3 protein-coding genes are annotated in these 1267 nt (G+C 35.0%); 1 reads left to right on the top strand and 2 read right to left on the bottom strand.

Features of this window, described 5'->3' with window-relative positions:
- Positions 1–107 precede the first annotated feature (107 nt).
- Positions 108–383 (bottom strand): hypothetical protein, encoded by a 276-nt coding sequence (locus Hs30E_RS10955; RefSeq protein ID WP_172209961.1) that lies wholly within the window; start codon positions 381–383, stop codon positions 108–110.
- Positions 373–897, bottom strand: a complete 525-nt coding sequence (locus Hs30E_RS10950; RefSeq protein WP_228462056.1) for an RNA polymerase sigma factor — start codon at positions 895–897, stop codon at positions 373–375. Before Hs30E_RS10950 ends, Hs30E_RS10955 begins: the two co-directional genes overlap by 11 nt.
- A gap of 229 nt (positions 898–1126) precedes the next feature.
- Between Hs30E_RS10950 and Hs30E_RS10945 the strand changes: the two genes are divergently transcribed.
- The coding region (locus Hs30E_RS10945; protein ID WP_371864155.1) for a helix-turn-helix domain-containing protein at positions 1127–1267 on the top strand (141 nt) is incomplete at its 3' end.

The following is a 1267-nucleotide window of genomic DNA, read 5'->3' as shown; positions in this document are numbered from 1 at the left end:
TCATAGATTCAAAGGTTGGACGTTTAACGCCAACTAGACGTTTAAAATGACTATCGCTGAGTTTCGTGAGGGATTCATAGTTCATGACTATAGTATAACAAATTTTTTTATTTTTGGGAGAAGTCTACTGTAATTTGAGTAATATTGATGTCATCTTGTAAATGTTGATAAACAAATGTACCACCACCAATCATTAGAAGGACAAGTGCAGCCAAAAGATAACGATTAAAATGGAAAATTTTGTGATTAGATACCTCTGAAATGACTTCTTTTTCAACTTCTTGATTGACAAGCAGTTTTGTCCGATTGATTAAGTCACGTGGTGCATGAATTTTACCGATTTCCTCAATAAAATCATCTTGATACTCAAAATCATCCTTCATTTGCGATTTCCCCCTCCATTTTTTTCTTGAGCGCCTTTCTGGCACGCGACAAACGTGTTTTTACCGTGGACTCTGATTGCTCAATCAAGCGACTAATCTCTCGAATTGAATACCTCTCAAAATAAAACAGTAACAACACGGTCTTGTGGTCATCAGACAGATTTAAAATCATCGTCATCAACGTTTCATTAACATCATCTGCTAAAAATATAACTTCTTGCGCATTGCCAAGCTCAATTTCAAACTGCGTTTCTGCCATCGTGACACGTTTCTTATGCCAAGCCAGATCATATTGTTTCTTACAGCAATTAATTGTCACTCTGATTAGCCAAGCTTTCAAATGTGTCGCATCCTTTATCCTCTCATGATGCTTGACTAATCTCAAAAAAACTTCTTGAAAAATATCATCCGCCTCATTTTTATTCTTCATCCGAACAAAAGCGATTCGATAGACCATATCGGCATATTCCTCAACAACTTTATCCAAGTCCAATTGAAAGAAATTTTCTTTCACTACTCTCTCCTCACATATAACACCTTTTTAAGTGTCACAAGATTATAATTTTTATATATTTTAATTATAACATAAATAAAGAATATTTTAAACACACTCTAATCCGATAACCACGGTCGTATCATTCGAAAGTGATAATGTCCTAAGTAGGTCGAAACATAAAATGTCCCAAATGTTAAACTAATACTTATGAAAAGGATATTACTCACTGTGAATGAATTGAAAAAATATCGTGTTATCAAGTGGTAAGAAAAAGAAACAACGTGCTAGTGTCGAGCTTGGTCTGTCTCTTAGACAAGTCAATCGCCTCCTCAAAGCTTATCAAGAAAAAGGGAAACAAGCCTTTGTACACGGCAATAGAGGCATGAGA

The sequence above is a fragment of the Pseudolactococcus hodotermopsidis genome (assembly GCF_011170085.1).
Classification (GTDB): Bacteria; Bacillota; Bacilli; order Lactobacillales; family Streptococcaceae; genus Pseudolactococcus; species Pseudolactococcus hodotermopsidis.
Note: the sequence above shows the minus strand (reverse complement) of the source record. Positions and strands in the feature narration are given on the sequence as shown.